Origin of the sequence: Peribacillus aracenensis (assembly GCF_025175645.1) — a bacterium.
GTDB classification, from domain to species: Bacteria; Bacillota; Bacilli; order Bacillales; family DSM-1321; genus Peribacillus; species Peribacillus aracenensis.
Window position 1 is genome coordinate 73,227 of record NZ_JANZMJ010000014.1, and the last position, 25,836, is coordinate 99,062.

Annotated in this window: 20 protein-coding genes; 11 read left to right on the plus strand and 9 right to left on the minus strand. The window is 42.5% G+C overall.

Translation table 11 applies throughout. The features are described from left to right. Nucleotides 1-20: 20 nt before the first annotated feature. The 3 genes from N0M92_RS15225 to N0M92_RS15235 form a co-directional block, all read right to left on the minus strand. Nucleotides 21-941, minus strand: a complete 921-nt coding sequence (locus N0M92_RS15225; protein ID WP_311202560.1) for a ketopantoate reductase family protein — start codon at nt 939-941, stop codon at nt 21-23. A gap of 147 nt (nt 942-1,088) precedes the next feature. Further along, nucleotides 1,089-1,643 carry a LysM peptidoglycan-binding and 3D domain-containing protein gene (locus N0M92_RS15230; protein ID WP_260286542.1) on the minus strand — a complete coding sequence of 185 codons (555 nt, stop codon included), beginning with the start codon at nt 1,641-1,643 and terminating at the stop codon, nt 1,089-1,091. A gap of 400 nt (nt 1,644-2,043) precedes the next feature. Next, complete coding sequence (locus N0M92_RS15235) at nt 2,044-3,108, minus strand: M20 family metallopeptidase (RefSeq protein WP_260286543.1); 1,065 nt, start codon at nt 3,106-3,108, stop codon at nt 2,044-2,046. A gap of 161 nt (nt 3,109-3,269) precedes the next feature. On the opposite strand from N0M92_RS15235, the gene N0M92_RS15240 reads away from it, so the two are divergent. Next, nucleotides 3,270-3,776: a general stress protein gene (locus tag N0M92_RS15240; protein WP_260286544.1), complete on the plus strand. Its 507-nt coding sequence runs from the start codon at nt 3,270-3,272 to the stop codon at nt 3,774-3,776. A 50-nt stretch (nt 3,777-3,826) separates the two neighbouring features. Here N0M92_RS15240 and N0M92_RS15245 read toward each other — a convergent pair whose 3' ends face one another. The 3 genes from N0M92_RS15245 to N0M92_RS15255 form a co-directional block, all read right to left on the minus strand. Continuing rightward, the gene (locus tag N0M92_RS15245) at nt 3,827-5,821 is read right to left on the minus strand and encodes a methyl-accepting chemotaxis protein (protein WP_260286545.1); all 1,995 of its coding nucleotides are present in this window, start codon (nt 5,819-5,821) and stop codon (nt 3,827-3,829) included. Nucleotides 5,822-6,026: 205 nt separating this feature from the next. Then, nucleotides 6,027-7,490 (minus strand): PH domain-containing protein, encoded by a 1,464-nt coding sequence (locus tag N0M92_RS15250; RefSeq protein ID WP_260286546.1) that lies wholly within the window; start codon nt 7,488-7,490, stop codon nt 6,027-6,029. Next, entirely contained in the window at nt 7,490-7,984 is a 495-nt protein-coding gene (locus N0M92_RS15255; RefSeq protein WP_260286547.1) for a PH domain-containing protein, read from the minus strand. Before N0M92_RS15255 ends, N0M92_RS15250 begins: the two co-directional genes overlap by 1 nt. A 313-nt stretch (nt 7,985-8,297) precedes the next feature. On the opposite strand from N0M92_RS15255, the gene dacB reads away from it, so the two are divergent. Then, nucleotides 8,298-9,719 (plus strand): D-alanyl-D-alanine carboxypeptidase/D-alanyl-D-alanine endopeptidase, encoded by a 1,422-nt coding sequence (dacB, locus tag N0M92_RS15260; protein ID WP_449581541.1) that lies wholly within the window; start codon nt 8,298-8,300, stop codon nt 9,717-9,719. 47 nt (nt 9,720-9,766) lie between these two features. Here dacB and N0M92_RS15265 read toward each other — a convergent pair whose 3' ends face one another. Further along, nucleotides 9,767-9,919: a hypothetical protein gene (locus tag N0M92_RS15265; protein WP_260286549.1), complete on the minus strand. Its 153-nt coding sequence runs from the start codon at nt 9,917-9,919 to the stop codon at nt 9,767-9,769. Between the two features lie 67 nt (nt 9,920-9,986). On the opposite strand from N0M92_RS15265, the gene N0M92_RS15270 reads away from it, so the two are divergent. Then, on the plus strand, nt 9,987-10,592 hold the full coding sequence (locus tag N0M92_RS15270) for a uridine kinase family protein (RefSeq protein ID WP_260286552.1): 606 nt from the start codon (nt 9,987-9,989) through the stop codon (nt 10,590-10,592). A gap of 94 nt (nt 10,593-10,686) precedes the next feature. Next, entirely contained in the window at nt 10,687-11,328 is a 642-nt protein-coding gene (bluB, locus tag N0M92_RS15275; RefSeq protein WP_260286553.1) for a 5,6-dimethylbenzimidazole synthase, read from the plus strand. 180 nt (nt 11,329-11,508) lie between these two features. Here bluB and rpoN read toward each other — a convergent pair whose 3' ends face one another. Next, nucleotides 11,509-12,870, minus strand: coding sequence for an RNA polymerase factor sigma-54 (gene rpoN, locus N0M92_RS15280; RefSeq protein ID WP_260286554.1), 1,362 nt, complete (start codon nt 12,868-12,870; stop codon nt 11,509-11,511). A 364-nt stretch (nt 12,871-13,234) separates the two neighbouring features. On the opposite strand from rpoN, the gene N0M92_RS15285 reads away from it, so the two are divergent. The 3 genes from N0M92_RS15285 (at nt 13,235) to N0M92_RS15295 (ending at nt 17,780) form a co-directional block, all read left to right on the plus strand. After that, nucleotides 13,235-14,560, plus strand: a complete 1,326-nt coding sequence (locus N0M92_RS15285; RefSeq protein WP_192207744.1) for an aminotransferase family protein — start codon at nt 13,235-13,237, stop codon at nt 14,558-14,560. A gap of 18 nt (nt 14,561-14,578) precedes the next feature. Further along, nucleotides 14,579-16,012, plus strand: coding sequence for an aldehyde dehydrogenase family protein (locus tag N0M92_RS15290; RefSeq protein WP_311202564.1), 1,434 nt, complete (start codon nt 14,579-14,581; stop codon nt 16,010-16,012). Between the two features lie 247 nt (nt 16,013-16,259). Further along, nucleotides 16,260-17,780, plus strand: a complete 1,521-nt coding sequence (locus tag N0M92_RS15295) for an aldehyde dehydrogenase family protein (protein ID WP_192207745.1) — start codon at nt 16,260-16,262, stop codon at nt 17,778-17,780. A gap of 227 nt (nt 17,781-18,007) precedes the next feature. Here the strand turns inward: N0M92_RS15295 and N0M92_RS15300 are convergent, their stop codons facing one another. Then, complete coding sequence (locus N0M92_RS15300; RefSeq protein ID WP_260286557.1) at nt 18,008-20,056, minus strand: molybdopterin oxidoreductase family protein; 2,049 nt, start codon at nt 20,054-20,056, stop codon at nt 18,008-18,010. Nucleotides 20,057-20,214: 158 nt separating this feature from the next. On the opposite strand from N0M92_RS15300, the gene putP reads away from it, so the two are divergent. The 4 genes from putP to megL all read left to right on the plus strand — a co-directional run bounded on the left by putP (nt 20,215) and on the right by megL (nt 25,831). Beyond that, nucleotides 20,215-21,684, plus strand: coding sequence for a sodium/proline symporter PutP (gene putP / locus N0M92_RS15305; RefSeq protein WP_260286558.1), 1,470 nt, complete (start codon nt 20,215-20,217; stop codon nt 21,682-21,684). Nucleotides 21,685-21,935: 251 nt separating this feature from the next. Next, nucleotides 21,936-23,123: an ATP-binding protein gene (locus N0M92_RS15310; protein ID WP_260286559.1), complete on the plus strand. Its 1,188-nt coding sequence runs from the start codon at nt 21,936-21,938 to the stop codon at nt 23,121-23,123. 47 nt (nt 23,124-23,170) lie between these two features. Beyond that, a complete protein-coding gene (locus N0M92_RS15315; RefSeq protein ID WP_260286560.1) occupies nt 23,171-24,307 on the plus strand; it encodes a DEAD/DEAH box helicase in 1,137 nt (378 codons plus the stop codon). 348 nt (nt 24,308-24,655) lie between these two features. Next, nucleotides 24,656-25,831 carry a methionine gamma-lyase gene (gene megL / locus N0M92_RS15320; RefSeq protein ID WP_260286561.1) on the plus strand — a complete coding sequence of 392 codons (1,176 nt, stop codon included), beginning with the start codon at nt 24,656-24,658 and terminating at the stop codon, nt 25,829-25,831. The last annotated feature ends 5 nt before the right edge of the window (nt 25,832-25,836 follow it).

Consider the following 25,836-nt stretch of genomic DNA (forward strand, 5'->3'; position numbering starts at 1 on the left):
GGTGCCGGTATTGGAAAAAATCAATTTTCGAATGGTTTTATGAGTGCATAAAGGGTTCCGATCACAGGAAGTTTCAATCCGGCCTTGTCGGCAAGGCGCAGTGCACCGCCCTGTAAATGTTCCACTTCTAGGGTTAAGCCCTTCCGGCGGTCCTGGTGCATGGAAGAGGTGGATTCATCAGGTAAGCCTGCCATGTTTTCCAACGCCTGTGCAATATTCTCCATAGTAATTCCGACGCCATAGGCATTCGCGAGCTCCTTCATTTCAACAAGGACCTTTTCCAGCAATCCATTGGTTTCAGGGAATCTCCGTATCGTGCCGATAGGGAGGTTGGAGGCGGTTGTCACACCGGAGAAAGCGGTGATGAACATGTATTTGATCCACATCCTGATCAATATGTTTTCCGTTCTGCCAGTCTTCATGATAGCTGATCCGGCTGCCTGCTCGAATTCATCACAAATCTTTTCTTGTGACGGATGAAGCGGGCCATAGATCAAGTCGTGATTATCGTTGGAGTGAATGACATGACCTTTTTCATCAAGAGTGGCGATGATGAAGGCACTTCCTCCCAAGACAGCTTCATCGCCCAGTTCGTCCTGTAAAATGGATACATGTTCCAATCCGTTCAAAAGCGGGAGGACCTTTGCGCCCTTTTCAACAAGGACCTTTAAATCTGTAAGGGTGCCTTGCAGATGCTGGCCTTTTACGGCGAGAATCACAAGGTCGACCTTTACAATATCATTTACGTTCTCTGTGATATGAAGGTCGTTAAATTGGTAGTTTCCATGAGGGCTGGTTATGCTGATGCCGTTTTCTTTCAATTGTTTGGCGCGGTTTTTTCGGACAAGGTATTGAACATGCTGCCCAGCCTGCTGCAGCCTGCCTCCAAAGTAGGAGCCGAGTGCTCCGGCCCCTATAATGACAATATTCAATGTGCACACCTCTCTTTTGATTAAGATGTACTAATCATAACATTTACTGAAATTTCAGTAAATATTCCCGTTTGAAGGGAAACTGGTTGTTTAGGTGTTTGTAAGAATGGGGAAAACAAAAACCAGCCTGAATTAGGTTTCAGGCTGGCGCTTATATTATTTATAGATTTTTACTTTAACGGTTTTTCTGCCCCAATTGATAGCTTTTGAGTGAGAAGAGTAGAAGACGTCAATTTTATTCCCTTTGATTGCGCCGCCTTTATCTGCTGCAATGGCATCCCCGTATCCTTCTACATGAACTTTTGTTCCTAGTGGAATGACCTTAGGGTCAACTGAGATGGCTTTTGCGTTAGGGTTTTTCTTTAAGTTAAGACCTGATGCTGTAATACCGCTGCAACCTTTGCAGTTCGCAGTGTAAGCTGTTGCATTCACGGTGATCGTTTTATATTTCTTGGATGATGATGTTTTAGCTTTAGGTTTAGCAGATGTCGATGTTTTCTTGACCTTTAAAACTTGTTTTGGATGGATGTTATCTTTTTTCAGGTTGTTCCAACTTTTGAGTTGATTGACTGTTATATTATGTTTATTGGCGATACCCCATAGTGTGTCGCCGCTTTTAACTTTGTATGTAGTAGTAGCAGCCGATGAAACTCCGGAAAAACTAAATACCAAAAAGAAAGCAGTGAATAGTGGAAGTAGTATTTTTTTCAAAATGAATAGTCTCCTTTGTTTTAAATCGTAGACTTAGAATAACAGGTCTTTATGACAACAATGTTTCGCTGGAATAGTAATTGTGTTACAAAAAGGTTTCCTTTGATAAATAAATGTAATATAAACTAGGACAAAAGGACTTATCTATTGAATGTAAATATTATTTATTATGTCAGTATAAGCGTATCTTTGGTAAATAATGTTGGTTTTATGGAATATCCTGTTTGATGAGGTGGAAAATGGACATCTGTTCCCTAGTTTTAAAGTCCTGTATATTTTGTAAAAAAACAATGAAATATTGAACAATTGAGTGGGGTTTATTTTAGTAGGAAAGGATATTCGATTCGAAGCATGAAAAAAGCCGGCATCTATGTGATGCCGGCTTTTTTCATGCTTTGGATTAATTTAAAACAAATTCAGAAGCGAAATCGACTAGCATTTTTTGATAGACTGCCACTGATTCAAGGTTGACGCATTCCCTATCTCCATGCCAGTTCTCACCTTTCGGACCGAATTCAATGGCTGGGATATCATAAGCCGCAAAAAACACGGTATCTGCGGATCCATGCTGCCCAAAAATGACAGCATCCTGCTTAGTGTTGCTTTCGATAATCGGGCGGAGCATAGCGATGAATGGGTCTGACTCTTCGGTTTTTACAGGTTTACTGTACATATTAAGGTGGACATTATTTCCTGTCACACTTTCAATCTGAGCAATGATATCTTCCATTGTTTGTGTAGGAAGGTAGCGTATATCAAGGCTTAGCAAACAGGCATCCGGTACCTTATTATAAACATCCCCGCCTTTAATTTTTGCTAGGTTAAGTGAAGGGGAAGAGTAAAGGGGGGTGTGATCCCTGGTGAAAGGAAGTTCCTTTATTTTTTGATAGAGATCATAGGCCTTTTCAATTGCATTCACGCCTTCCCATGGACGGCTTCCGTGTGCAGATTTGCCGGATACTTCAATATCGAGACGAAGGGCACCCTTTGCCTGGAGTCCGATTCCCAATTGCGTAGGTTCAGCACAGATTACAAAGTCACCTCTATAACCATGTTTCGCTAAATATCCGGAACAGTTCAATCCGCCAATCTCTTCATCCGATACGATTTGTAGCTGGATTTTCAAACCTAGGTCCTTATCTTTCAGTTCGGTAAATGCACACATCATCCCTGCAACTCCCGCTTTCATATCGGCTGTCCCGCGCCCATATAAGTTTCCTTCATGAACCTCAGGGAAAAATTGATCCGGAGTTCCGCTGACAACATCGACATGGCCATTCCAAATTACGGTTTTATCTCCGCTGCCAATCTCGCTAACAAGCATTTTATAACCGTTATTTACGATCACATTCACAGTAATACCTTGTTTTTTAAGCCAGTCCGCACAGTAATCAACTGCTTGGTTAGCTCCTTCTTTCGTTGAACTGTCAATAGATACTAAATCTTTAAGTAACTCGATGAGCAAAATGATCCCCCCTAAAAATTTGCATATTATTATTATATATACCCTTTCTAAGTAAGGGTTAACTCAAAATATTTTCCTGTTAAATAACGTTTAGCCTTTTCATCACCAGGGGTATGTAAAGGGGGAGCGACAATTTACATTCTTTAAGGAGGATGATAGATATGGATAAACGTATAATTGGTGTATATGAAACTGGAGAAGAAGCCATAAAGGCTGTTGAGTCATTACAGGCCCAAGGGTATGATCGTGAAGATATTTCGGTGGTAGCTAAAGATAAAGAAGAATTAAATACAGTGAATGAAGAAACGGGTACAAAGGTTGAGGAGGGGCTCGCAGCTGGTGCGGCGACCGGAGGTATTTTGGGCGGTACTGCCGGATTATTGGCTGGTGTGGGTGCATTGGCGATTCCGGGAATCGGACCGGTACTGGCAGCTGGACCGCTTGCTGCAACATTAGCCGGAGCGGCAGTAGGTGCTGGTACCGGAGGATTGGCCGGTACATTAATCGGAATGGGCATACCTGAAGACGAAGCTAATCGATATGAAGCGGATGTAAAGAGTGGCAAGCTGCTTGTGTTAGTCGATTCGAATGCGAGAAAATCCAGTTCTTCTTACTCAGGAATAACTGAAACCGATGAAACGCTTACGAACAGTAGAAAAACTCTATGAATCGTAAGGTAAAAAAGGACGGATCCCTTAGGATTCGTCCTTTTTTTTGATTAGAATGTGAATTTCTTTATTTCTTTGTGCATTTCCTGGGATAAGGCATCCAATTCACTAGCTAGGGCGTTTAATTGTTCCATGGAAGCATTCGTTTGTTCTACGGAAGCTGATACTTCTTCAGTTCCTGCTGCAGTTTCCTGACTGATCGAATTTAAGCTTTCTGCATTGCTCGCCATTCGTGTGACCTCGTTTACCATATCGTTCATCATCTTTTTTATTTCGTCGAAATTGCTGAATGTGTTCGCGATAATCGATGCAATGTGACTGAAGGCATTTTCCGTATCCGATACAGAAGTATCCTGAAGATGGATTTTTTGATTGACTTGATCAATCAAATGAACGGTATTGGTTGTATCGGTTTGCATGGCTTGAATGATTTCAGAGATTTCTTTCAGTGAGTTTTCCGTCTGTTGGGCCAATTTCTTCACTTCATCGGCTACAACTGCAAATCCCTTTCCGTGCTCACCGGCCCTGGCTGCTTCGATGGCGGCATTCAGGGCGAGTAAATTCGTTTGTCCTGCAATCCCGCTTATGGTCTTTACGATCGCACTAATATCATTGGAGCGTGCATCCAATGATTTGACTGCCGTACTCATCTTACTGGAAATCAGGGATGTTTCATTGAATTGCTGTTTGAGGCCTTGCACTTGAGTGATCCCGTTTTCGGAAGCCTTGAACATATTTTCGGATTCCGTGGCCATTTTGCTCGCTTGTGTTTCAAGACCATGGATTTTATCAGCCAATAGCTTTACAGCCATTTCGTTATTCTGCCCGACTTCAATTTGGTCTATGGCACCGGCAGCTATTTGTTCCATCGTCATGGCCACCTCGTTAGCTGCCGCTGAATTTTCATCTGCACTAGCCACTAGCGTCATGGAGGATTCCGATACTTTATCGGAAAGGTTGTTGACAACGCCTAACATATGGCTCATATTCCTGGTCATTAAGTTGGTGTCTTCTGCAAGTTGCCCAATCTCGTCTTTCCTGGAAATGGAATTGTTGGTTGTGAAATCGCCTTCAGCCATTTTCCGTATGGATTCCTGCAGCTTTTTAATGGGATTCGTTAGCGAACGGGTGATGAAGATGGCAGACAGTGCAGTGACAGTAAAGACGATCAGCAGTGTGATGATATTATCGATTACCATCGGGCTTGCACGGACTTTCACTTCATTTTCATCCATTACCCCTGTTATTCTCCATCCAGTTGTCGGATTGGTGGCGTATCCGATGATCCGGCTTTGCCCTTCGTATTCCTCGATCATTGAACCGGATGCATTTTTCATTTTTCTGAACATATTTTCCTTTGATATATCCTGTTGGATTTTTTCCTTGTCTGGATGTGTAACGAATGACCCTTTCTTATCCAGCAAAACCGCATAGCCCGTTTCACCGAATTTCGTTTGATTGACCATCGTGATCAATGTATCGATCGAGATGTCGACACCGAGCACGCCTATTAATTCATCACGATCATCATATATGGCTTTTGCTGCCGTAATGACAAGTGCATTTGTCGCCTGATCCGTATAAGGTTCTGTCCAAATGGTCTTGTTTTTTTGTTTCAAAGCCGATTGATACCAATCCCTTTGTCTTGGATCAAAGTCAGCCGGCAATTCAGCTTTTGGGAATATCAATGTTTTTCCGTCTTTCTCTGTGCCAAGGTATAAACCATTTATTTCAGAATTGCTCGACTGTGTATGGGAAAATTCATCCATTATCGATTCGGGGTTCTTATCGTAAGTACTCATGATAGGGTACTTACCGATCCTATCCAATTGATTTTCCGTTTTTTGAAAGAAGATTTCGAAAGAATCGTTCATTGACTTGACTTGTTCTTCCGTAGTTCCGGTAAGTTCCTGGGTCGTCAACTCGATACTATTTTTATAGCTCATGTAAGAGATGGCCATTCCGCTTATCATGATCAAAGCTAAAAAAGGAATCAAAATTTGTTTTTTTAGCGAATTAAAATACCAGTCTGTCAGTCTTTTCATTTTGGACAATTCTCCTTATATTCCTCAAATTGATTTAGGTTCTATAAGATATTTCGGTCTGCTTTGACTTTTTTGAAGTTTCAAGTTAGAAAATTCCCAATATTAATTTTGACTTGAGTGGGCTTACATTTATTCTAGGTAGGAGAAGGGGATAAAGTAGATTAAAAAAAGAGATGACCGCCATGGTCAACTCTTTCATTCATTGCTATTCGACTTGGATATTTTTTGTCCTGCCCATATACCATGTGTAAAACTCGTCTGCATATTCAACGGATACATCTTGGAGCTTTGTATGGTGTACCGGCTTGGAGCGGTTGATCGTTTCAATTGTGGCAAGACCGAAAAGCTTTTGCAACTTTGTACGTTCCACCTCAATTTGAATGACCTTGCTTCTTTTGGTAATGAATAGTGACGTTTCCAAACTTCCGGATTTGAACTGAATGAACTCATCATTTAACAAGTAACGGCTATTTTTGTAATCCATTATTCTCAATGAATAAATGAGGACGAGTAAAATCAGCGAGATATACCATAGGGAGGGTTTAAAGTAATAAATCGCCAATGTTGTGAGAATCCAGAAAAAGCTGGGCCGCAGCATTCGAATCTTGAAGGCCTGTTTCGATAGGGGCTTCATTGACTGTTCCACTTTGTAAGCGGGTAAAATCTCTTCTACCATCCCATATGCCCGTTCAATTGATAAAAAAGGATAGAGTGTATTCGTTTCCAGCTCTTCATCGCCCGTATTTCCTGCACTGACCAGTTTCACTTCTGCCAAGCCTAGCAATCTTTTAATGATGGATTGGGTGATTTCTACAGCTTGTACCTTTTCTTTCTGAATGGAAAAAGCGGATTCATCCAATACACCTTTCTTGATATATATACGCTCGTGATCGGATGAAATTTCATATTTTCCATATTTGACGAAAGTGGAAACGATTCCGAAGGCAACGGCGACACATATGAGGGCTGCAAGAACGATGGTTATGATCCACCACGTATCCAATAACTTGGCAAGAAACCCTTCGGCATTCTCCAAATTGATAAAATCATCGAGTGTATTATATAACGTAGCCAATATCGGGATAAGAGCCAGGAAGCTGAGTGATGTAAAGGAAGCTTTCAGCACATCTTGTTTGGTTGGTGTGAAATGGATCGTTTTCCCATTGATTGGTTCTGCTATACGCTCTTCGGGAATTTCCGCTTCGATAACCGTAATTTCCTGTTTTGAAGCATATTCCACCTCCAGCCGTTCGGCCTCTTTTCGGGAAATCACCTCAAAAGGAACGGTACCCTGATCACCAGTCATCCCCGTTTCGAATGTTATAGAGGTTAAACTGAAAATTTTATGAAATAACGTCGTGCGTTGCTGAACATTCTGTACCTTATGAAGAGGGATCGTTCGATACGACTTCGAGATAAGGCCTGAAGTAATATATATGGTTCCTTCTTTGATTTGGTATGTATACGTATACCATTTTAGGATGATGGAAATGACTTTCCAAATCAAATAAACAAGAAAACCGATTTGAAGTACCTTCATATACATCTTTTCAGAACCGAAGTTCAGGACATAAAGCATGATGATGAAAAACGCATTTCCTTTCAGCAATTTCCAAAACTCGAAAGGGATTTTGAAAGGGTGTAATCGTTTTGCATGTTCTTCCATCATTAATCCACTTCCTTAATTTTTGCGAAATGGGCAATTTTATCTCGTAATTCATAAGCCTCTTTCTCTGGAATGGCAGGTATGTCATGAGAGTCCCCCATTGTTCCAATGCTCAGGGAGTAAAGGTTATATTTTCGCAAAAACGGTCCTTGGTTCAATTTGACGGATTGGACCTTCGTCATCGGAATGAGTTCATGCGTTTCACTCCAGGCTCCACGTTTTGTTTGAATGAATTCTTCGTTCACGTCGTAACGCCAATACTTTTGCAACAAGATCGGTTCAATGAAGATGGACCAGATTGCATGAATAAAAGATAATGTGATGAGTCCGTTTAAAATCCATCCAATCCATTCTTTCCAAGTGAAAAAATCATCAATAAATAATAGGATGCCAAGGACAGCGAGGATAATGAGATTGGTAATGGCTTCAGTCATCCGCCAAACCTTCACTGATTCTTTGGAAATTTTCTTGGTTGGTGGCTGTATCTTTGAATACATATATTCACTCCTTACTATGTCTTTATACTTATACGGATTAGCTGACAAGAAAGTTCCCTATTATCCTTATGTGCCAAGAAATCATGAAGTCGGGGGTCCTATCGGTTCCGTGGAGTGGCGGCAGAATAATCCTCCAGTTTCCTGAGTATGTATAAATAAAGACTTCTAGTGGATCTTTTCTTTTTATATGACTGTAAATTGGACAAGATAGAAGTGGTGAGCTTTTAGAGTGGGAGTGATAGGTTTGACATACAAAAGGAAGTTGAGTTTTATATTCTTCCTGTTTTTGATCTGTTTTTTTAATGGAGAATCGATGCAGGCTGCGAATGATGATGGAAACCTAGGGCAGGAAATTCGACAAATATTGGATGAATCGCCGGGATTGGCTGGCGCGTTAACGGGAATTTCCATCCGTTCAGCTGAAACGGGGGAAATGATTTATGAACGGGGGTCGCAAACAAGATTACGGCCTGCTTCGAACCTTAAGCTATTGACTGCAGCAGCTGCGCTGGAAACTTTAGGGGAAGATCATGCTTTTCAAACGGAACTATACATAAAAGGAGTGCAAGTTGGCCATGTTCTGCAGGGCGATGTGTACCTGAAGGGAAAAGGGGATCCGACTTTATTGGAAAAGGATTTCGATGAGCTTGCAGCTTCACTGAAGCACAAACAAGTTAAGGTGGTTCATGGGGATCTTATAGGCGATGATTCTTGGTATGACGATGTTCGTTATTCCCAAGATTTAGTTTGGAGCGATGAACAGGAATATTATGGGGCGGCCGTTTCAGCTTTAACGGCTTCCCCGAATGAAGACTACGATACCGGTACCATCATCGTGGAGATATCCCCAGGGAAAAAGGCTGGTAAAAGGGCAACGGTGAAGCTGAAGCCGGAAACGGATTATGTGAAGGTCATCAACAAAACAAAAACCGAATCGGAAGATGGCAATAAGAAAATTGAAGTCGAACGGTCTCATGGCACACAAGTCATTACGGTGACCGGAACCATTCCGGAGCATGCCGGGGTGACCAAAGAGTGGATCTCGGTGAAAGATCCCACAGAATTTGCCTTAAGCCTATTTGAAAACTCAATGAACAAACATGGAATTAAAGTGTTGGGAAAAAGGAAAAAAGGGAAGACGCCAGTAGGAGCGGACATGATTGCCACTCATCGGTCCATGCCGCTTTCACAACTGCTTATTCCTTTCATGAAATTGAGCAATAACAGCCATGCCGAGGTTTTGGTGAAAGAAATGGGCAAAGAGGCAGAAGGGGAGGGAAGCTGGAAGGATGGTTTGAAGGTTGCTCGAAATCAGCTGAAGAGTATGGGTCTTGATATGCAAACGATCATGATGCGTGATGGATCTGGAATTTCCCAAGTCAATATGATTCCAGCGAATGAAATAACGAAACTGTTGTATGCCGTACAGGAAAAGACGTGGTTTCCTGCATACTTGAACGCTTTGCCGATTGCAGGCGACGAAAATCGGATGGTGGGCGGTACGCTAAGGAAGAGGATGAAAGGGACTTATGCAGCCGGGAATGTTCGAGCTAAAACAGGGACGATTTCAGGAACGAGCTCCTTGTCAGGTTATGTTACGACCAAAAGAGGGGAAAAAGTCATATTTTCGATCATCTTGAATAATTTTGTAGAAGAAAAAGGCATTACGGCAATCCAGGATAAGATAGCCGTGATGCTCGCAGAAAAAGAAATCCGGTTGGGGATTGGCCTTTAGTATCCATTTGGAAAACAAAGTCTAGAAACGGATCGTCATCTGCCCATTCATTTTCTTCGGCAAATCCGAATTGGCAGCATACAGCCGATGAGCCATTTTATTGCTGACTCGATATCGGCTTTGATCGTAAATCCGAATGGCGGATTCAATTCAATGGTCATTCGATAACCTTGCCAGCACCTCCTTCTAGTTTTTTTCATTTTAATCCTCTCAAGGAAGGAATTTGAGGGAGGATGAATAGAAATAAGTAGTATAGGAGGAATGCTCATGAATTTTCCAACACTTGCTGGACAGTATACAATTAGCAGTCTTATAGCTGAAATTCACGAAATTTCCAATAAACGATCTCCATATATATTGGCCATAGACGGACGGGGCGGATCTGGAAAAAGTACACTTGCTTCCCGTATCCAAGCTGAGTGTCCGGGTAGCGCGGTCGTTCATATGGACGATTTTTATTTGCCATCATCGGATAGGTTCCAACTGCCTCCATCCCAAAAGCAGATTGGTGCGGATTATGATTGGGAGCGGGTGTTTAATCAAATTCTGAAACCGCTTATAAATGAACGGGAAGCAAGGTATCAAAGGTATGATTGGAAAACGGACACTTTGGCAGAATGGCATGATGTTCCTGCTGAAGGCCTTGTTATTATAGAAGGAACATATTCCATCCGTAAAGAATTGGCAGGGTACCATGATTTTACGATTTGGGTGGAATGTCCCCGTGATCAGCGTTTGAAACGGGGGCTTGAGCGGGATGGTGAAGAAACGCGGCAAATGTGGGAGGATAATTGGATGGTGCTTGAAGACCTTTATGTAGGTGCGCATAGGCCTCAAGAAAGAGCGGATCTTGTTGTGGACGGAACGAGCTGAATCCATGGATTTCTGGAACTCGCTTTTAATTGTAAGGGATTACCTGTAAAATTATATGTATGTTTAGATAATGCCGGAAACTTGGGGGGGAACTATGTTTACTAATGAAGAACAAGCTGCCGTATATAAAGCCATTTATAACCGAAGGGATATCAGGAGTTTTTTGCCTAAGCCCATTTCAAAGGATATACTCCGCAGAATTTTGGATGCTGCACATCATGCGCCGTCTGTGGGATTCATGCAACCTTGGAGTTTCATCGTGATTTCATCTCAGGAAACCAAGAACAGTTTGGCATGGGCAGCGGATAAAGAAAGAAGGGCACTCGCCATTCATTATGAAGGCGATAAAGAAAATAAGTTTCTTAGTTTGAAAGTGGAAGGGTTAAAAGAAGCACCTTACACCATTTGTGTTACATGCGACCCGACACGGGGCGGCTCCCATGTTTTAGGGAGGAATTCCATTCCGGAAACGGATATCCTATCCACAGCCTGCGCGATTCAAAATATGTGGCTTGCTGCCTGTGCGGAAGGATTGGCAATGGGATGGGTAAGCTTTTATAAGAAAAATGATATTCGTGATATTTTGGAGATTCCGCCGCATGTAGAACCCGTTGCACTCCTGTCGATTGGCTATACGGATCAATATCCGGATAAACCCATTCTTGAACTTGCTAATTGGGAAAAAAGAAGGCCGATGGATGAACTTATTTTCAAAGATAAATGGGGTAATAAATAAAACGATATATTATGATTCTAGCCCCTGTCTCAGGGGTTTTTTGTTGAGAGGTATAACTTTTTTTACAAAAAATAGAAATGAAGCAGTGGGAAATTGAGGACCCTTACGATGGATACATCTTTTGTAAGAGTCTTTTAAAATGCGTCATTCTGTAATATGGACACAAAATTTGGTTTGATTTTAAAATCTGCGCCGTTTTGAAGATCCCGGTATACCGAGATCTTCACGGTATTTTGCAATAGTGCGGCGGGAGATCTTCATCCCTTCATTTTCGAATATTTGACAAAGTTTCTGATCTGAAAAAGGCTTTATCTTATCTTCAGCGGCAATCAAGACCTTTATTTTTTCTTTGATGGTGGTCGTTGATTCGGCTGCTGGGCTGTTCACGCGGTTTAACCCTCTAGTGAAGAAGTTCCTAAGTTTAAAGAGTCCATGCGGCGTCTGGATATATTTATTGCTCGTCGCCCTGCTGATTGTTGATTCATGAACCTGAAGTTTTTCCGAAATGTCTTTCAGTGTCATAGGTTTTAACCCCGTAATTCCCTTCATGAAAAACTCTTGCTGCTGGTCCACTATTGTCGCTGCCACTTTGTATAGAGTCATTTGCCTTTGTTCGAGCCCTTTTAAAAGTAATTGGGCATCATTTATGTGCCCTTTTATATAATCTTTAGCTGGATTGACAGGATTCAGAGCGATGTGGTCCTTGTAGAAAGGACTGATGGAAAGCTTAGGTGTGCAGCTATCATTGACCGTTATCAGAAAACCCTCTTTTTCTTTTTCCACGTAAACGTCCGGAATGATGTAATGAGTCAAATCATTGGAAAAGTGACTGACGGGACGCGGGTTTAACGTACGGATGAAATCCGCCGCTTCTTGCACTTCCTGAATGGTCACTTTGTATAGGGCGGCAATTTTTCTGTAGCGTTTTTCTGCTATGTCCGTTAAGTGCTTTCTAACGATCTTATACGCCATTTCATTGCGAATCTCATGCTCACGCAGCTGAATGAGTAAGCAATCGGTCAGATCTTTAGCCCCGACTCCAATCGGGTCAAGGGATTGCAAAACTTGAATCATTTTTTCTATTTCTTCGACGGACACGGAAAAATGCGAGGCAGTCCAATTGGCATCCAATTCAAGAAACCCATATTCATTTAAGTTTCCAATTAAAAATTGGAGAACCTTCCTTTCAATTGCTTTCAACGAACTTAGTAAACTCAATTGTTCCAGCAAATGGCTTTCCAGTGTTTCTGTGTTGATTGAATAATTGTTGATAGGGTTGTAATCATTGTCTCCGTTGAAACTTTTACTTTTAGAGGACCGTTTCAGAGAATTTATTTTAGGTATACGAATGCTGGATTCAGAAAGTGATGCGAGGGGGTCTTCAAATCTTATTTCGAGAACGGGATTTTCGTAAGCCTGCCGGTTTAGGAAATCTATTAGGTCATTGGTCGAATATTGAAGGATCTTTATCGATTGCTGTAATTCAGGGGTTAATGACAATTTCAAGGTTTGTTTTTGGTACAGTTCAAATCCTACCTGCATATATATCAACTTCTTTCGTTTAGATTAAAATGGCGGCTCAAGAGGGATGGAAAAATATTAACATGATAATAATACAAATCTTCCGAAAATTCAACATTTTGTGTCAGGTTTTATAACATCAACTGGGGGAGTTGTAATTTAGTATTTATGCTAATGAATGGGCGTTAGGTAATTCGAATACGAATCAAATGATTTATATATGAATCAAAGCAATCTCCTAATGATTTATATATGAATCGTTTTAACTTGAATACCTTTCATATAAGGCACATATAATTTGGCATGCATCTTGCTATATCTAAATATATAAATAAAAAATAAACTAGTTTGAAAAAATCCACTACAAGAGAAGGGTGTTTTTTACATGATAAAAGAAACGACGGGTATTCAGGAATTAATCGATTTGGATAAAAAGCATTTTATTCATCCGACTACGGCAATCGAGCAGCAGCAGGCAGATGGTCCAAGTTTCATCTTTAAGGAAGGGAAGGGAATATATCTTACGGATGTCACGGGCAGGACTGTCATTGATGGCATGGCTTCACTTTGGAATGTGAATATTGGACATGGACAAGAAGAGTTGGCTGAAGTCGCGAAGGAACAAATGACGAAGCTAGCTTTCACCTCAAGTTTCGCCACTTTCAGCAATGAGCCGGCAATCCGGTTGGCGGCCAAGATCGCTTCCATTGCTCCTGGGGATCTGAATGCGGTTTTCTTCACTTCAGGTGGATCGGAGTCGAATGATACGGCCATTAAACTTGCTCGTCATTACTGGCTTTTGAAAGGGCAGCCTAATCGTCAAAAAATCATTTCCCGCTCGAAATCCTATCATGGAGTGGCAATGGGAGCTACAAGTGCGACTGGCCTGAAGCCGTTCCGAGACTTCACGAATTCAATCGCACCGGATTTTTACCATGTGGACGGTTCTTCCATTGAGGAGTTGCGTAAGGTCATAGAACAGGAAGGGCCGGAAACGATTGCAGCATTTATTGCTGAACCGATTCAAGGTGCTGGTGGCGTGAACCTTCCTCCAGAAGGCTATTTTAAGGAAGTAAGGGAGATTTGTAATGAATACGGCATTTTAATGGTGACGGATGAAGTCATTACAGGTTTCGGAAGAACAGGGACTTATTTTGGGATTGAACACTTTGGTGTTGTACCTGATATGATGTGCTTCGCAAAAGGTGTGACAAGCGGATATGCACAGTTAGGAGGGGTCGTCCTGAATGATAAGATGCATCAGGATTTCATTGCCCTTTCAAAAGGTACGCTTTTACATGGCTACACATACAGTGGCCATCCTATGGCATGTGCGGTTGCTTTGAAAAATATTGAAATAATTGAACGTGAAAACTTGATAGAAAACTCGAAACAGCGTGGTGAAGAGTTGCTTGCCGGCTTTAAGAAGCTTCAAAGCAAACACCCGATTATTGGTGATGTCAGGGCACTTGGATTAATTGGAGGCATCTCCATCGTAAAGGACAAACAAACAGGCGAAGGTTTTGAGACACAGCTTGCTCCAAGACTGGTTGCTGAAGCGGCGAAGAATGGTTTGATTTGCCGGTCTGTTACGTTTGACCAAGATACACTCGTATTCGCACCGCCTTTAATCATTACTAAATCGGAAGTCGAAAGAATAATTGAAATCCTTGATGAGACATTTACTGCTGTCGAAAAAGAAATTTTATAAGAGGTGAAAGTGATGGTCATGACGGAAACGCTGAAAAAGAAATTATTCATTAATGGTAAATGGCAAGAAGCTGAAAAGTTCACGACACTAAAGTCTCCCTATAGCGGGGAAGTTCTGGCGGAGATTCCTTCTGCTAGCCTTGAGGAAGTAGAGTTGGCAATAGAATCAGCCTATCAAGCTAGAAAAACAATGGCAGCTTTACCTAGTCATAAACGCGCTGCAATACTTGAAAAACTTGCGAGCCTTTTAGAGAGCCGCAAAGATGAGGCAGCTGAAATTATTGCTAAAGAGGCAGCAAAACCGATCAAAACGGCAATGGTTGAAGTATCCCGGACGATTGCCACATATAAATTTGCAGCAGAGGAAGCAAAAAGGATTCATGGGGAAACATTGACGATGGATGCTACAGCTGACGGAGAAGGAAGGATTGGATACACAGTCCGTGAGCCTCTAGGCGTTGTGGGTGCGATTACCCCTTTTAATTTTCCGATGAACCTGGTTGCCCATAAAGTAGGCCCGGCCATAGCTGCCGGAAATACACTTGTCCTGAAACCTGCGAGCCAAACACCGCTATCTTCGCTATTTCTTGCTGAACTATTAGCCGAAACGGATTTGCCGGCAGGTGCGTTTAATTTAGTTACCGGAAGCGGTTCGGTTATTGGTGATAAATTAGTCACCGATTCACGGGTGAAGAGCATTTCATTTACTGGAAGTCCGGCCGTCGGAATCGGAATCCGAAATAAGGCAGGATTAAAGAAAGTGAGTCTTGAACTAGGTTCGAATGCGGCTGTCATCGTTGATAAAGGGATCGATATCGATAAAATCATCCAACGCTGTGTATCGGCAGCATTCGCTTTTCAAGGGCAGGTCTGTATTTCCTTACAGCGCGCATATGTTCATGAAGAGGTATATGATGAGTTCGTCAAAAAATTCATAGAAGCAACGAATGGCTTGAAACTGGGAGATTCTTTGGACCCATCTGTGGATATTTCGGCATTAATCAGTGCTGGTGATGTACAGCGAAGCCTGGATTGGATTGGTGAAGCTAAACAACACGGTGCGATCGTTGCTGCAGGAGGTAAATCTGAAGGGAATATCCTGCATCCGACTGTGCTGCTGGAAGTGGATGCAATGCTTAAGGTATCTTGCCAGGAAGTCTTCGCTCCCATTGTTTTGATCAATAAAGTTTCTTCTGTTGAAGAAGCGATTGACTTGGTCAACGATTCCGAGTTCGGATTGCAGGCCGGGATTTACACGGAAAATATCAATCTGGCTCTTTCTGCCGCAGAAAAATTGGAAGTAGGCGGTGTTATTATTAACGATATCCCAACTTACCGTGTCGACAACATGCCGTATGGCGGAGTCAAAAAAAGCGGGACGGGCCGCGAAGGGTTAAAATATGCCATTGAAGAAATGACGGAAATGAAACTGATCATTATTAACCGAAATTAATCAGAAAAGAGGTGAGCAGCTGCTCATCTCTTTTTTTGAGCTGAGGCTTATTTTTCTATGAATCTTGAAAGAGGTTAAGATGAAGGAGTGCTCATATGTTATGCAAAAATGAATAGGTAATTCACGATTGAATTTAAATGAGACAGGAAAGAGTAAAAAAACGTGTGTTACCTATTATTTCAAGCTGGCATGAATCTTGCTCTTACTTATATATAGGTAGATAACTTAAAACCGAGGAGGAATTTACATGCAGGAAACTTTGCAAAATAACACAAAAAAAGAAGGAACGGGAGCACTGGACTTAAAGATGTTCATCAATGGGGAATGGGTGAATTCGACTTCAGGGGAGAAGAGGGACGTATTGAATCCGGCTACGGGGGAAATTATTGCCAAAGCTGCGGAAGGAACACAGGAAGATGTGGATGCAGCGGTTGAGGCAGCAAAATATGCTTTCTATGAAGGTGGTTGGTGGGGAACTCCAGCAGTGGAAAGAGCTCGCATTTTATTCAAAATAGCCGACAAAATAGAAGAAAAAGCTGAAGAATTAGCTGCGTTGGAAACATTGGATAATGGGAAACCATTGCGTGAGGCTCGTTATGATATAGCAGACTCAGCAGCCTGTTTTAGATATTATGCAGGATTGGCTACTAAACCGACTGGTCAAACCTTTGAAGTTCCTGACGGTCAGCAAGCGATGGTCGTAAGGGAACCGATCGGTGTATGCGGGCAGATCGTACCATGGAATTTTCCGCTAATGATGTCAGCGTGGAAACTCGCCCCGGCGCTTGCTGCAGGAAATTCCGTTGTGTTCAAACCATCTGAGATCACCCCTGTGACAGCGGTCAAACTATTCGAAATCATGGATGAAGTCGGATTGCCAAAAGGTGTCGCAAACCTTGTGTTAGGAGCGGGCCCAGTTGTCGGACAAGCCATTGCCGAACATGAGGAAATCGATAAAGTGGCCTTTACAGGAGGAACGGCAACAGGACGTAAGATCATGGAGGCTTCACTGGGTAACCTAAAGAAAGTGACATTGGAGCTCGGCGGGAAATCGCCTAATATCGTATTTGCGGACTCTGACTTTGAGACGGCCGTTGATTATGCTCTATACGGGATATTCTGTAATCAAGGACAAGTGTGTTCAGCAGGTTCTCGTTTGCTATTGGAAGAGTCCATTTACGATCAGTTCATTGCAAGTCTTACTGCGAAGGCGAAAAAGATCAAAGTAGGTTCAGGTTCTGATGAAAGCAGCCAGATGGGACCTATCGTTTCAGAAGCCCATATGAACAAAATATTATCGTATATCCAAATCGGAAAAGAAGAAGGTGCCAAAATAATCGTCGGTGGAAATCGAATGAAAGAAGAAGGCTTGGATAAAGGTTACTTTGTCGAACCTACTATTTTTGTTGATACGACACCGGACATGCGGATTGTGCAGGAAGAAATTTTTGGACCGGTGCTTGTCGTTCAAAAGTTCAAGGATGAAGCGGAAGCACTTCGACTGGCAAATGATACGAAATATGGTTTAGCGGGAGCGGTGTTCACGAATGATATCGCAAAAGCGTACCGTGTCATTAAAAAAGTGCGTGCCGGCATCACGTGGATAAATTCATATCATCCGACTTATAACGAAGCTCCGTGGGGAGGATTCAAGCAAAGCGGAAATGGACGCGAACTGGGAACCTTCGGTTACGAAGCTTACACTGAAGTGAAGCAAATCAATAACAACTTGGATATCCAGCCAACAGGCTGGTTTGATGAAGAATAAATGGCTTGACGAAAAGGCTGTTCCTTGTGGAACAGCCTTTTTTTGTGGAATCGCAGATAAATATCAAAAATCGGAGATATAACTCCGGAAAGTGCAGATAAATATCAGAAAGTGCAGATATAACTCCGGAAAACGCAGATAAAATGCCGGAATCGCAGATATATTTCAAGAATCGGAGATATAACTCCGAAAATCGCAGATATATTCAAAGATTGCTATACATTGATTTACTTTTGGTGGACTTTTTCAAGATCAACCCGTCCTGAAAAGAAAACGGCGCCATTACCCATATCTGAGAGGCGATCTGGGGTAAGGGAATTGATGTGCTGTTTTGTTTCAGGTGTATTCTGCCACAAGCCTTGGCTGACAAGAACGCCGGGTAACACATTTTCACCGGGAGCAGCGGTAAGCAAACATTCACCACGACCGTTCCAGATTTTAACCATATCTCCAGAGGATATTCCCATTGTTTTGGCATCGGCGGCATTCATGTGCAGCTTCGGCTCCTTTTCCAAGGAGATATGTTTGGCATTATTTGAAAAGGTCGAATTCAAGAAATTGTGATTAGGTGCCGGAATGAATAAAAATGGCAGGTCGCTGTCTTTTATGATTGGCGTATATGTTGGCAAAGGCTCGTATCCATCCTGCTTCATCCGTTCGGAATAAAGTTCGATTTTACCGCTTGGTGTCGGGAGTTTTCCTGGGAACATCGGCTGCATCTTGGCTTTGACAAATTGATTCCTTGAAAGGGAGTCATAGGTGATGCCTTCTAAATGAGGGTTTTCGGAAAAATCCAGCGCCTGACGTATCATATCTTCCTCTGAATCTTTAAATGCTTGTTCCCCAAATCCCATTCCAGCAGCTAAAAGTTTGAACAGCTCAACATTAGATTTCGACTCGCCATATTTTTCGACTACAGGTTTTTGTATTTGCACGTAATTATGCCAGTATGAATTATAAAAATCCTCCGTTTCATAAGATGATGTGGCAGGGAGGACGAGGTCGGCAAACATGGCAGTTTCGGTTAAGAATAGATCATGGACAACTGTAAATAGATCTTCCCGCATTAGGCCTTCCTGCACCTTATTAGCATTCGGAGCGACAAGTGCTGGGTTGGATCCGTATACAAACATGGAGCGAATCGGGTTTTCCTTTTTCAGAAGTGCTTGACCGATTTGGTTCATATTAATGGTCCGGGTAGCTTTATTATGCAATAAATCAGGACGTCTCAAGGCATTTGTATTAAAAGCCAGATATCCAGAATTCCCTTTGATGGCTCCGCCGCCTTCGGCAATCCATTGGCCGGTAAGTGCAGGCAGGCAGGCAATGGTACGTACCGCCATGCCGCCATTGTCATGGTGCTGCAGGCCATTGCCTATCCGAACGAATGATGGACTTGTGATGCCATACATCCTGGCTAATTCATATAAGTCTTCAATTGGAACGCCAGTGATCGCGGAGACGGTCGCAGGGTCATATTGGCGGACGTGTTCCCGCAATTCAGCAGCACCCACTGTGTATTCATCGAGAAAGGGCTGGTCGACTAGATTCTCGGCATATAGTATATGCATCAATCCGAGGGCGAGCGCACTATCGGTGCCAGGCAGAATCGGAATGAACCAATCTGCCCACTTGCCGGTTTGGTTTTTATGTACGTCAATGACAACTACTTTGGCCCCGTTTTTTCGGGCTTGCTGGGCAAGCGTTACTTGGTGCATATTTGTGCTCACAGCGTTAATGCCCCACATGATGAAAAGCTTTGCATGAATCGTTTCTTCTGGATCGACGCCGAATGAACCACCCATTGTATAGTTGTATCCGACTGAGCCTGCCGCGTTACAAATGGAACGCTCGAGCATGCTTGCACCGAGTTTGTGGAAAAAACGGCGATCCATCCCCTCAGCGCTGAGGTTGCCCATGTTTCCGTAAAAGCTGTAGGGAAGTATGCTTTCCGGTCCGTGCATTTCAATCAGGTCTTTCCATTTGGAAGTGATTGTGTCAATGGCCTCTTCCCAGCTGATTGGAGCAAAATTCCCTTCTCCTTTCGGACCGATGCGCTTTAATGGCTGTTTTAAGCGATTGGGGTCATATAGGCGGGCAGTCATGTTTCGGACTTTGTTGCAGATATTCCCTTTTGTGACTGGATGATCAGGATCTCCTTGAACTTTAATGATTTTCCCGTCTTTCTTGTGCAACAGTAAACCGCATTGATCAGGACAGTCTAGAGAGCAAACAGAGGGAAAGACTCCATCTGGCTGATTGATATAGGATTGCATGGCGTATTCCTCCTAATAATTTAATCTAATAAAATGAATTTTCTTAATTATATTGAAAGTGAAATCGTTCAAAGGTGCAAGAACTTCTTAACATATGTTTTTTTTTCTGATAAGCTTACAAGATGAAAATTATAACCTATAAATAGGAGGATTCATTTTTGGATTATGGAATTATAATATCAATTGGAATATACATGGCAGGCATGCTGTTAATTGGTTATTTTGCTTATCGGAAAACGGCCAACTTAACCGATTACATGCTTGGCGGCCGGAACTTGGGCCCGGCTGTAACTGCATTGAGTGCAGGGGCTTCCGATATGAGCGGCTGGCTGTTGATGGGGCTTCCCGGTGCTATGTACATAAGCGGGTTAAGTGCTGGCTGGATTGTCATCGGCCTGTGTACGGGATCTTATTTAAACTGGTTATTCGTGGCACCAAGACTTCGGACATACACGGAAGTGGCCGGCAATTCGATTACGATTCCGGACTTTTTGGGAAATCGGTTTAAAGATGGCTCCAGGGTCTTAAAAGTGGTATCAGCATCGGTCATTTTAATTTTCTTCACCTTTTACACATCTTCAGGCATGGTAGCGGGCGGTGAGCTTTTCCGCTCCGCTTTCAATTTGGATTATCGGTGGGGCATCTGGCTGACGGCGAGCGTTGTCATTCTTTATACATTATTTGGCGGATTCCTGGCTGTTAGCTGGACCGACTTCGTACAAGGTACAATCATGTTCATTGCCTTAATTCTAGTACCAGTTGTCGCGATTGTAAATATTGGTGGCTGGGACCCTACCTTCAATGAAATAAAATCGATCAACCCGAATTTATTGCATGTCTTTGAAGGAACATCAACCATTGGAATCATATCTCTTCTGGCATGGGGGCTTGGTTATTTCGGGCAGCCTCATATTATCGTTCGATTCATGGCGGTTTCATCTGTTAAAGAATTGAAAAATGCACGCCGGATCGGTATGGGCTGGATGATTTTTGCTATCGTCGGAGCGATGTTCACCGGATTGGTGGGGATAGCTTATTTTAACCTGGCAAATAGCCCTTTAGGGGAAAAAAATGCTGAGTCCGTCTTCATCATTTTATCTAAAGAACTGTTTCCTTCTTTAATTACAGGCTTCTTGTTGGCTGCTATTTTAGCAGCGGTCATGAGTACGATTGCATCACAGCTGTTAGTATCGGCAAGTGCTCTGACCGATGATTTCTATAAGCAGTTCATTCGTCCGAATGCATCTGATAAGGAATTAGTGCTGGTAGGCCGGTTTGGCGTGTTGGCGATTTCCGCCATTGCCCTATTATTGGCTTTTAATCCAAGCGGCACGATCCTTAAATTGGTGGGGTATGCATGGGCTGGCTTTGGAGCGGCCTTCGGTCCTGTCATTCTGTTAAGCCTGTACTGGAAACGGATGACGAAATGGGGAGCCCTGGCGGGAATGATTGTCGGTACGGCAACCGTGATCATCTGGGATATGATCGATAAGTTCGCTGAAGTATACGAAATCATTCCTGGTTTCATCGCTGGTTCAATAGCGGTAGTCGTTTTCAGCTTATTATCGGCCAAGCCTACAAAAGATATAGAAGAAGAATTCAATCAAGCCATTAAGAACCTCTCTTGATCATTGAAGGTCGTTAAAATGGTGCTGTTTTTTTAGCTATATAAAACAATGAATGTAATATATATGGTACAATACCGATAGAGTCCTTATGTTGAAAACATGAGGGCTTTTTTTGAGTGATTTGGGAATAATAAACCAAAAAACAATACAAAGGAAAAAATATGAACCAATCTCATAAAATTGCATGTAAAGTGGCTTTTATATATATAATCATTGGGGTCTTATGGATTTTCGTTACGGATTACATCTCTATGACACAGTCAAAGGCAGATGTTCAGAGATATGCAATGTTTCAACATTCAAAAGGGTGGATGTTCATTTTCATAACCGGGCTTTTCCTATACTTCATTATCAGGTATTGGACGGGAAAAGTGTTGAGGTCCCAACAAGAATTCGTTCTGAAGGATGAACAGTATCGGTCGCTGTTCAAGCATAACCCGGATTGTGTCCTTGAGCTGGATCTCGAAGGAAATGTCGTTTCGATAAACCCTGAAGCTGAAAAACTATTAGGTCATAACAGTGACAACTTGAAAGGCAAGAATGCGAATCATCTCCTCAACTGGAATGAAAGTGATAAAGTATCTGTATTCTTTAAACGGTCCCTTCAAGGGGAGGCTGTAAAATTCGAAACGACCATCCAGGATGGCAGTGATGAAGAGCGGATAATCCGTGTAACCTTTTTACCGATCATCGTTAACGCGGAAATGCTTGGAGTATATGCAATCGTTCGGGATATTACTGAATTACGGCGCGAAGAGGAATTGATGATCATGTCTGAAAAGCTATCTGTAATCGGGCATCTGGCTGCAGCGGTCGCACATGAGATACGGAATCCCCTGACATCGTTAAAAGGATTCGTACAGTTAATGGATATGACGCAGGAGGTGAACCCGCTGCATTCTGATATCATGTTGAAGGAAATTGACCGTATTAATATTATCTCAAGTGAACTTTTGATTCTTGGGAAGAAACAGGATGTAGCATTCCGCAGGATCGATCTTGCCGACAGTTTACAACAGGTATTCACGTTGATGAAAGCGGAAACGAATTTGAATAATATCGAATTGGGGTTCAGGGTTAAAACCGCCGAACCGATTTATATTATGGCTGATCCAATTGAAATTAAACAGTTGATAATCAATATCGTCAAGAACAGCATTGAAGCGATTGAGGATAATGGGAAAATTGATATATCGCTGCAAACCGTCGATGGACAAGCAATGGTCAGTGTGAGTGATAATGGCATGGGAATGGTGCCCGAGCGTCTTGAACGGATTGGTGAGCCTTTTTATTCGACGAAAGAAAAGGGTACGGGGATCGGGCTAGCAATTTGCCGGAAAATCGTTCATCGGCTTCACGGGGAAATGCATTTTGAAAGTGAGGTAAACATAGGGACGACGGTTACAATTCGTATTCCATTAGCTACTGGACAAGAATAAATGGTACTATGAAAGATAGGAAAAGTTATATTTTAAAGGAGAAAGATATGAGCGAATTACCTGAATTAGTGAACGATAGAAAAGCATATATACAAGAGGTCTGGAAAAAGTCCGGATTCGGGCAACTTACCCCGATTCAAACGAAAGCGATTCCGGTGATTGTCGAAGGAAAAGACATCTTGGCCGAATCACCGACTGGTACGGGAAAAACATTAGCATATTTACTGCCATTGCTAGAAAAGGTAGACCCTGAAAAGAAATCGCCCCAAGCTTTGATTTTGGCATCATCACGAGAACTGGTCATGCAAATCAATGAAGAGATCCGCATTTGGTCAGAGGGAAGCGGCATTACGGGTGCAGCATTCATCGGCGGTGCTAATGTGAAAAGACAGTTGGACAAACTGAAGAAGCGTCCCCAGGTGATTGCTGGAACACCGGGGCGTATTTACGAATTGATTGCCCAAAAGAAATTGAAGATGCATGAAGTTAAGACGATAGTACTTGATGAAGGTGACCAATTGATCACTCCAGAGCATATGGGAACGATCAATAATATTATCAAAACAACGCTAAAAGATCGACAGATCATGGTATTTTCAGCGACCTTGCCGGAGGAAACGGAAAAAGCGGCCAGGGGATTCATGAATGAACCCGAATTGATCAAGGTCGATAAGCATGAAAAAATGGAATCCAAGGTGGACCATCTTTACTTTGTTGTTGAGAGACGGGAAAAGTCCAAGATTCTCGAGAAAATCACAAGAATTAAAGATGTGAAGGCCCTTGCATTCCTTAATGATATAGCAGAGCTGAGCGTCCTACATGAAAAGCTGAGCTATAAAGGTATTGAAATGGGCGTGCTTCATGGTGAATCCAATAAAGTCGACAGGGAGAAAGCGTTGCGGAAGCTTCGTTCGGGAAAATCCCCAATGCTGATAGCAACGGATGTAGCGGCAAGGGGGCTTGATATTAAAGGTCTTACTGCGGTCGTTCATATTGATATGGCCGACAATATCGAACAATATATCCATAGATCTGGGAGAACTGGTCGTGCAGGTGCAGATGGCACTGTCATTTCAATCGTAACGGAAAGAGAAGAGCGAGAGTTGAAAAAAATGGCCCGTGAACTGGAGATTCCATTAACGAGAGTAACCTTCTATGGTGGAAACATCGTAGTCGATGAATGATACAAAAAAAGGGACAGCCATGGCGGCTGTCTTTTTTTTCGCAAATGCCCGTTAAGATATAAAAATTTAAAAGTTGCTCATTGTGCAGGATTCCCTGTAGAAAAGTGCCTGTTATTGCTGAATCAAATTGAACGATGGGTGCCTCGGCAAATGGGCCGTTCAAAAAGAAATGATCCAATAAAGATCAGAATATTTTCACCTCAAAGCATTTGATACTATAAAAATTGGGTTGGGAAATGATTCTAAATTCAGGAGTTCATTAATGGGGGATAAACATGAATGAAAACGCTTCCTTTATATGGTTTTTTGACATATGATAGCAATAGACATAGGTTAGGAGGAGACGGTATGACAGGAAAGTATAAACAGTTTGAAACGGCAGTCATCCATGAAGGATATGACTCGAAGAAGCATTTAGGAAGCTTGGCAACACCCTTATTCCAAACCTCAACATTCACTTTCGAAAATGCCGAGCAAGGGGAAAGACGTTTTGCCGGTAAGGAAGATGGATATATTTATTCTCGCCTTGGAAATCCAACGGTACAAGTACTTGAAGAAAAGATTGCCGCTTTGGAAGGAGGGGAAGCTGGCCTTGCTTTCGGTTCAGGCATGGCTGCCGTTTCAGCAGTGCTTTTTGCGTTAACAAAAACAGATGACCACATCCTGTGCTCACAGGGGCTATATGGTTGTACATTTGGCCTCCTGCAGCTAATGAAAAATAAATACCGCATCACACATGATTTTTGTGAAATGGATTCAGAAGAACAGGTAAGGAAAATGATCCGGCCGGAAACGACCTGCATATATGTGGAAACCCCTATCAATCCGACGATGAAAATGATTGACTTACAGATGGTGGTGAGAGTTGCGAAGGAATATAATGTGACGGTCGTTGTCGATAATACGTTTGCGACTCCCTACCTACAGAGACCGCTTGAATATGGCTGCGATATCGTCCTTCATAGCGCTACGAAATATCTTTGCGGGCATGGTGATGTCGTTGCAGGCCTTGTCGTCGGTAAGAAGGAATTCATGAATCAAGTAGCCGGGACTACACAGAAGGATATCGGTGGAATCATTTCACCATTCGATGCCTGGTTACTATTACGGGGGCTGAAGACCTTGCCTGTCAGGATGGACCGTCATTCGGCCAATGCAATGGCAATCTTTCAAGAACTTAAGAAACATTCAAAGGTGAAAAAGGTATATTATCCAGGTGATGTAGCTTCACCGGATTATTATATAATGCAAAAACAAATGAAACATGGCGGCGGCCTTATCTCTTTCGAACTGCATGGCACAAAACAGGATGCACAGGAATTCCTCAATAAATTGAAACTTATCAAAATTGCCGTAAGTCTAGGTGATGCCGAAACATTGATCCAGCATCCCGCTACCATGACGCACTCTGCCGTTCCTGAAGATTCACGGGAACAAATGGGCATCAGTGACCAGCTGGTCCGTCTCTCAGTTGGCCTTGAGGCTTGGGAGGATATCTGGCAAGATCTTCAGCAAGCATTTTAGGCTAA

Excerpts from the sequence above, each read along its gene's own strand:
- megL (WP_260286561.1), top strand. The coding sequence starts at position 24,656 with ATGACAGGAAAGTATAAACAGTTTGAAACGGCAGTCATCCATGAAGGA.
- N0M92_RS15315 (WP_260286560.1), top strand. The coding sequence starts at position 23,171 with ATGAGCGAATTACCTGAATTAGTGAACGATAGAAAAGCATATATACAA.
- N0M92_RS15290 (WP_311202564.1), top strand. The coding sequence starts at position 14,579 with ATGACGGAAACGCTGAAAAAGAAATTATTCATTAATGGTAAATGGCAA.
- N0M92_RS15245 (WP_260286545.1), bottom strand. The coding sequence starts at position 5,821 with ATGAAAAGACTGACAGACTGGTATTTTAATTCGCTAAAAAAACAAATT.
- N0M92_RS15270 (WP_260286552.1), top strand. The coding sequence starts at position 9,987 with ATGAATTTTCCAACACTTGCTGGACAGTATACAATTAGCAGTCTTATA.
- N0M92_RS15285 (WP_192207744.1), top strand. The coding sequence starts at position 13,235 with ATGATAAAAGAAACGACGGGTATTCAGGAATTAATCGATTTGGATAAA.
- N0M92_RS15310 (WP_260286559.1), top strand. The coding sequence starts at position 21,936 with ATGACACAGTCAAAGGCAGATGTTCAGAGATATGCAATGTTTCAACAT.
- N0M92_RS15250 (WP_260286546.1), bottom strand. The coding sequence starts at position 7,490 with ATGATGGAAGAACATGCAAAACGATTACACCCTTTCAAAATCCCTTTC.
- N0M92_RS15255 (WP_260286547.1), bottom strand. The coding sequence starts at position 7,984 with ATGTATTCAAAGATACAGCCACCAACCAAGAAAATTTCCAAAGAATCA.
- dacB (WP_449581541.1), top strand. The coding sequence starts at position 8,298 with ATGCAGGCTGCGAATGATGATGGAAACCTAGGGCAGGAAATTCGACAA.
- N0M92_RS15265 (WP_260286549.1), bottom strand. The coding sequence starts at position 9,919 with ATGAAAAAAACTAGAAGGAGGTGCTGGCAAGGTTATCGAATGACCATT.
- N0M92_RS15240 (WP_260286544.1), top strand. The coding sequence starts at position 3,270 with ATGGATAAACGTATAATTGGTGTATATGAAACTGGAGAAGAAGCCATA.
- bluB (WP_260286553.1), top strand. The coding sequence starts at position 10,687 with ATGTTTACTAATGAAGAACAAGCTGCCGTATATAAAGCCATTTATAAC.
- N0M92_RS15300 (WP_260286557.1), bottom strand. The coding sequence starts at position 20,056 with ATGCAATCCTATATCAATCAGCCAGATGGAGTCTTTCCCTCTGTTTGC.
- N0M92_RS15295 (WP_192207745.1), top strand. The coding sequence starts at position 16,260 with ATGCAGGAAACTTTGCAAAATAACACAAAAAAAGAAGGAACGGGAGCA.
- rpoN (WP_260286554.1), bottom strand. The coding sequence starts at position 12,870 with ATGCAGGTAGGATTTGAACTGTACCAAAAACAAACCTTGAAATTGTCA.